General features: G+C 61.3%; 7 protein-coding genes. All 7 read right to left on the minus strand.

The annotated features are described in order from the left end of the window. Positions 1 to 178 (minus strand): GTP-binding protein (locus RR928_RS10580; RefSeq protein ID WP_332682488.1); only part of this gene is annotated, 178 nt, incomplete at its 3' end. A gap of 152 nt (positions 179 to 330) precedes the next feature. Then, positions 331 to 2,439 (minus strand): elongation factor G, encoded by a 2,109-nt coding sequence (fusA, locus tag RR928_RS10585; protein WP_332682460.1) that lies wholly within the window; start codon positions 2,437 to 2,439, stop codon positions 331 to 333. Positions 2,440 to 2,582: 143 nt separating this feature from the next. Then, positions 2,583 to 3,056: a 30S ribosomal protein S7 gene (gene rpsG / locus RR928_RS10590; protein ID WP_261500499.1), complete on the minus strand. Its 474-nt coding sequence runs from the start codon at positions 3,054 to 3,056 to the stop codon at positions 2,583 to 2,585. A 162-nt stretch (positions 3,057 to 3,218) separates the two neighbouring features. Then, positions 3,219 to 3,596, minus strand: a complete 378-nt coding sequence (gene rpsL, locus RR928_RS10595) for a 30S ribosomal protein S12 (protein WP_159911512.1) — start codon at positions 3,594 to 3,596, stop codon at positions 3,219 to 3,221. A gap of 158 nt (positions 3,597 to 3,754) precedes the next feature. Then, on the minus strand, positions 3,755 to 4,936 hold the full coding sequence (locus RR928_RS10600; protein ID WP_332682464.1) for a D-alanyl-D-alanine carboxypeptidase family protein: 1,182 nt from the start codon (positions 4,934 to 4,936) through the stop codon (positions 3,755 to 3,757). 90 nt (positions 4,937 to 5,026) lie between these two features. Beyond that, positions 5,027 to 5,668, minus strand: coding sequence for an alpha/beta hydrolase (locus RR928_RS10605; protein WP_332549938.1), 642 nt, complete (start codon positions 5,666 to 5,668; stop codon positions 5,027 to 5,029). A 79-nt stretch (positions 5,669 to 5,747) separates the two neighbouring features. Further along, on the minus strand, positions 5,748 to 6,020 hold a 273-nt coding region (locus RR928_RS10610), incomplete at its 5' end, for a (2Fe-2S) ferredoxin domain-containing protein (RefSeq protein ID WP_332549939.1).

The raw sequence follows: 6,020 nt of genomic DNA on the forward strand, positions 1-6,020 counted from the left end.
CACGGGCCTTTTCTTCAGGCGCCTTGTCGATTTCGTCGTACTTCTTGGCTTCGCCGCCGAACTTGGCCGACAGAACGGTAGCGATAGCAGCCGTCAGGGTTGTCTTGCCGTGGTCAACGTGACCGATGGTGCCCACGTTGACGTGGGGCTTGGTGCGTTCGAACTTACCTTTTGCCATGAGATTTCTCCAAAAGAGCAAAACCTGTGTGATGTTTAACGTCTGCATCGAATTGCTGATTCCCCCCGCACAGGAAACAGGGGGGCACTCAATCGCAGACCTGGCAAGCCCGCCGGCCATCCTTGCGGACAGCAGACGGGCAAAAACCTATTTTACTTCGTACGAGCAGCCATGATGGCTTCCGAAACGTTACGGGGAGCTTCAGCGTAGTGCTTGAACTCCATCGTGTAGGTAGCGCGACCTTGCGTTGCCGAGCGCAGCGAGGTGGCGTAACCGAACATTTCCGACAGTGGGACTTCGGCCTTGATGGCCTTGCCGCCACCGACCATGTCGTCCATGCCCTGGACCATGCCGCGACGCGAGGACAGATCGCCCATCACGGTACCGGCGTAATCTTCGGGAGTTTCCACTTCCACGGACATCATGGGTTCCAGGATCACGGGGTTGGCCTTGCGGCAACCTTCCTTGAAACCGAAGATGGCAGCCATCTTGAACGCGAGTTCGTTCGAGTCCACATCGTGGTACGAACCGAAGTGCAGCGTGACCTTGACGTCGACCACGGGGTAGCCGGCCAGCACGCCTTGCGTGACAGCTTCGTTGATACCCTTTTCGACCGCTGGGATGAATTCGCGCGGAACCACACCACCCTTGATCGCGTCGACGAACTCGATGCCCTTGCCGGCTTCGTTGGGTTCGATCTTCAGCACCACGTGACCGTACTGACCCTTACCGCCCGACTGACGCACGAACTTGCCTTCGGCATCTTCGACGGTCTTGCGGATGGTTTCGCGGTAAGCCACTTGTGGCTTGCCGACGTTGGCTTCAACGCCGAATTCGCGCTTCATGCGGTCGACAATGATTTCCAGGTGCAGCTCGCCCATACCGGCGATGATGGTCTGACCCGATTCTTCGTCGGAACGCACGCGGAACGACGGATCTTCAGCGGCCAGGCGCGACAGGGCGATGCCCATCTTTTCCTGGTCGGCCTTGGTCTTGGGTTCCACAGCCTGGGCAATCACGGGCTCGGGGAAGACCATGCGTTCCAGGATGATGGGGTCGTTGATGTCGGCCAGCGTTTCGCCGGTCGTCACGTCCTTCAGGCCCACGCAGGCAGCGATGTCGCCGGCGCGAATTTCTTCGACTTCCAGGCGTTCGTTGGCATGCATCTGCACGATACGGCCGATACGTTCCTTCTTGCCCTTGACCGCGTTCAGGACGGTGTCGCCCTTGGTCAAGACGCCCGAGTAAACGCGCACGAAGGTCAACTGGCCCACGAACGGGTCGGTCATCAGCTTGAACGCCAGCGCAGCGAACTTCTCGCTGTCGTCGGCCTTGCGGGTCAGCTTCTTTTCTTCGTTCTCGGGATCGGTACCTTCGATAGCAGGCACTTCCACGGGAGCGGGCAGGAACTGGATCACGGCGTCGAGCATGCGCTGCACGCCCTTGTTCTTGAAGGCCGAGCCGCACAGCATGGGCTGGATTTCAACAGCCAGGGTACGCGTGCGCAGGCCGCTCATGATTTCCTCTTCGGAGAGCGTGCCCTCTTCCAAGTACTTGTTCATCAGCTCTTCGCTGGCTTCAGCCGCGGCTTCGACCATCTTTTCGCGCCACTCGTTCGCCACGTCGATCAGGTCGGCGGGGATTTCGCGGTATTCGAACTTCATGCCCTGCGACTTTTCGTCCCAGTAGATGGCCTTCATCTTGACCAGATCGACCACGCCTTCGAAGTTGTCTTCGGCGCCGATTGGCACGACGATTGGCACGGGCGAAGCCTTCAGGCGCAGCTTCATCTGCTCGACGACCTTGAAGAAGTTGGCACCGGTACGGTCCATCTTGTTCACGAAGGCCAGGCGAGGAACCTTGTACTTGTTGGCTTGGCGCCACACGGTTTCCGACTGAGGCTGCACGCCGCCCACGGCGCAGTACACCATGCAGGCGCCGTCCAGCACGCGCATCGAGCGCTCGACTTCAATCGTGAAGTCAACGTGGCCGGGGGTGTCGATGATGTTGAAGCGGTGCTCGGGGAACGAGTGGTCCATGCCCGACCAGAAGCAGGTCGTGGCAGCGGAAGTGATCGTGATGCCGCGCTCTTGCTCTTGCTCCATCCAGTCCATGGTGGCAGCGCCATCGTGCACTTCGCCCAGCTTGTGGTTCACGCCGGTATAGAACAGGATACGCTCGGTGGTGGTTGTCTTACCTGCGTCGATGTGAGCGGAAATACCGATGTTGCGGTAGCGCTCAATGGGGGTCTTGCGAGCCATGGTGGATCCTTAATTGATCATCTGGAGAATCACTGCCACTCCAACAAAGTGGGCAACAGTTAATTTGGGGGCGCTCTGAATCGAGACAAGGCCGCAGGCAAATATTTGCGAGCGGCCCCGTGTCAAGAAAGCGCTAACGCCGTTTAGAAGCGGAAGTGGCTGAAAGCCTTGTTGGCTTCGGCCATACGGTGCACTTCGTCACGCTTCTTCATCGCGCCGCCACGACCTTCGGTCGCTTCCAGCAGCTCGTTGGCCAGGCGTTGAGCCATGGACTTTTCACCGCGCTTGCGAGCGGCTTCCTTGAGCCAGCGCATGGACAGAGCCAGGCGACGGACAGGGCGCACTTCAACAGGCACTTGGTAGTTTGCACCACCCACGCGGCGGGACTTGACTTCCACCATGGGCTTCACGTTGTTGATAGCAACCACGAAGGCTTCCAGAGGATCCTTATCGGGGTGCTTCTTGTGGATCAGTTCCAGGGCGCCATAAATGATGCGCTCTGCAACTGCCTTCTTGCCGCCTTCCATGATCACGTTCATGAATTTGGACAGCTCTACATTGCCGAACTTTGGATCCGGCAGAATTTCACGTTTGGGGACTTCGCGACGACGTGGCATTTTTTACCTCTATCTTTGCTTCAGTTGGCATCTTTTCAGACACCGCGGGGGTCAACAGGACTCCCACTTACTCGACCCACGCAAAACACTTGCGCTTGGGGTCACTACGTTTGAACTACCTGCCCGGCAGGACAAACACCGAAAATCTGTCTACAAAAAGGCTTAGGCCTTCTTGGGACGCTTGGCACCGTACTTGGAGCGCGATTGCTTGCGATCCTTGACGCCTTGCAAGTCGAGCGAACCACGGACGATGTGGTAGCGAACACCTGGCAAATCCTTGACACGACCGCCGCGAACCAGCACGACGCTGTGTTCCTGCAGGTTGTGGCCTTCACCGCCGATGTACGAAATGACCTCGAAACCGTTGGTCAGGCGCACCTTGGCGACCTTACGCAGAGCGGAGTTAGGCTTCTTAGGCGTCGTGGTGTACACACGTGTGCACACGCCGCGGCGCTGTGGAGAGTTTTCCATCGCAGGGCTCTTGGACTTGATCGTTTCGACCGAGCGCCCCTGACGAACGAGCTGGTTAATGGTTGGCATGTATACGTCCCTAAACGTAAAAAACGAAAACGTGAATCCCTTCGGAATTTCCGAAAAGCATTCGACTGTAGCAGCTTGGGCGCATCAAAGCAAGCCGGTCTGCCAGCAGCCCTGAATGCATTGCATGTACTGGGCTGCTGGACAGCTGCATCGAATGCTTACTTTATCCAGAGGCGGATGGCGTCCCAGAGGCGGCCGAAGAAGCCGGCCTGCTCGACGGCTTCCAGCGCCACCAGTGGCACTTCGGCCACAGCCTGGCCGTCCAGCGTGACCTTGAGCGTGCCCATGGACTGGCCCTTGGTGAACGGCGCGATCAGCGGATCCTGGCGCACGACTTCGGTCTTGAGCTTGCCGGCCGAGCCCGCAGGCACGGTCACGACGATGGCGTGCGGCTGGCCGATCTGGATGGTGCCGGCCTGGCCCTTCCACACTTCCGGCGTGGCCACGGGCTGGCCGGCGTCGAACAGCTTGACCGAGTCGAACGCGGTATAGCCCCAGTTCAGCAGCTTCTGGCTTTCGGTGGCGCGCGCATTCGCGCTCGCAGCACCGAGCACGATCGACAACAGGCGGCGCTCGCCCACCTGGGGCATGGTGCGCTTGGCGGTCGACACCAGGCAGTAGCCGGCGGCCGCGGTGTGGCCGGTCTTGAGGCCGTCGACCGTGGGGTCGCGGAACAGCAGCGTGTTGCGGTTGGTGCCGTTGGACGCGGGCGTGCCTTCGTAGTGGTACTGCTTGGTCGCGTAGTAGTGCATGTACTCGGGGAACTCCTGCATCAGGCGCTGGGCCAGGATGGACAGGTCGCGCGCCGTGGTCAGGTGGCCGGGCTCGGTCAGGCCTTCGGGGTTCTTGTAGTTCGTGCCCTTCATGCCCAGGGCCTTGGCCTGTTCATTCATCAGGCGCACGAAGTTTTCCTGCGAACCGCCCACGCCTTCGGCCAGCGCCATGGTGGCGTCGTTGCCCGACTGGACGATCATGCCCTTGATCAGGTCATCGACGGGCACCTGCATCTTGGGGTCGATGAACATGCGCGAACCGGGCATTTTCCAGGCGCGTTCGCTGACCGGGAAGCGCTGCTCGAGCGTGATTTTCTTGGCGCGCAGTGCGTCGAACACCAGATAGCCGGTCATCAGCTTGGTCAGCGAGGCCTGCTCGATGGGCACATCGATGTCCTTGGCGCCCAGGACCTGGTTGGCGGTGACGTCGATCAGCAGGTAGTTGCGCGCGGCGATTTCGGGAGGCTGGGGCTGGCTGATCTGGGCCAGCGCAAATGTGGGCGCCAACGCGGGCGCCATTGCCACGGTAACGGCAATAACACGCAAGGTGTTGAAAATCGGGGTCATGTAAAGCTCGGGGGAATAGCTGAAAAAACGCCCGCCAATGCAGCGAGCGACGAAGCGTGGCTGGCGGCTGCGGCCGCCAACCTGAAGGCGTCACAGACCCGGCAGCAGGTGGCGGACCACCAGGCTCTTGAGCAGCGGCAATTGTCCGTGAAAGAAATGACCGCCTCCGGGGACAACTGTGACAGGGAGTATCTGCGGGCGCGCCCAGTCCATGACCGACGCCAGCTCCACGGTGTCATCGGCTTCGCCATGCACCACCAGCGTGCGCTGCTGCGCCTCGGCGGGCACGGGCGCGACGCTGAAGCGGCTGGTGGCCGTGCCGACCAGCACCGCGCGCTCGACCCGGCCTTCGGGCCAGAGCCGGGCCAGCGCGTGGCTGGTCACGAACGCGCCGAACGAGAAGCCGGCCAGCGCGATCGGGCCTTCGGGCGCGACCTGGCGCACGACTTCCAGCAGATCCTGGAGCTCGCCCTGGCCTGCGTCGTGCGTGCCGGCGCTCGCGCCCACACCACGGAAGTTGAAGCGCACGGCGGTGAAGCCGCTTTGCACGAAGGCACGCGCCAGGGTCTGCACGACCTTGTTGTCCATGGTGCCGCCAAACAGCGGATGGGGGTGGGCGATGACGGCCACACCGCGCAGTGGCTGGCCCGCGTTCAGTACAGCGGCGTCGCGCAGCGCCTCGATGGCGCCGGCGGCGCCCGTCAGGGTCAAGCGTTCAGTCTGGGCGTTCAAGTTCGGATTCCGTGGAAGCGGCGCGTGCCCGGGCAGACGCGCGCCTGAAAAAACAAGGGTTGCTCGGATGGAGTGGGTTTCAGCGGCCAAGTTCCGGCGGTGTGAGCAAACGCTCGACAATCTGCCCGTTCTTCAGATGCGATTCGACGATTTCATCAATGTCGCTGTCGTCGATGAAGGTGTACCAGGTGCCTTCGGGATAGACCACGGCGACCGGGCCACCCGCGCAGCGGTCCAGGCAACCGGCCTTGTTGACGCGCACCTTGCCGGGGCCGGACAGGCCCGCGGCCTTGACCTGGGACTTGCAACGGTCGAATCCGGCCTTGGCGCCGTGCAGCGCGCAGCAGTCCTC

Origin of the sequence: Comamonas sp., assembly GCF_036666375.1 — a bacterium.
In the GTDB taxonomy this organism is placed as follows: domain Bacteria; phylum Pseudomonadota; class Gammaproteobacteria; order Burkholderiales; family Burkholderiaceae_C; genus Comamonas.

Bases quoted from the DNA above. Each gene is read 5' to 3' on its own strand.
- rpsG (WP_261500499.1), bottom strand. From the start codon at position 3,056: ATGCCACGTCGTCGCGAAGTCCCCAAACGTGAAATTCTGCCGGATCCA.
- fusA (WP_332682460.1), bottom strand. From the start codon at position 2,439: ATGGCTCGCAAGACCCCCATTGAGCGCTACCGCAACATCGGTATTTCC.
- RR928_RS10600 (WP_332682464.1), bottom strand. From the start codon at position 4,936: ATGACCCCGATTTTCAACACCTTGCGTGTTATTGCCGTTACCGTGGCA.
- rpsL (WP_159911512.1), bottom strand. From the start codon at position 3,596: ATGCCAACCATTAACCAGCTCGTTCGTCAGGGGCGCTCGGTCGAAACG.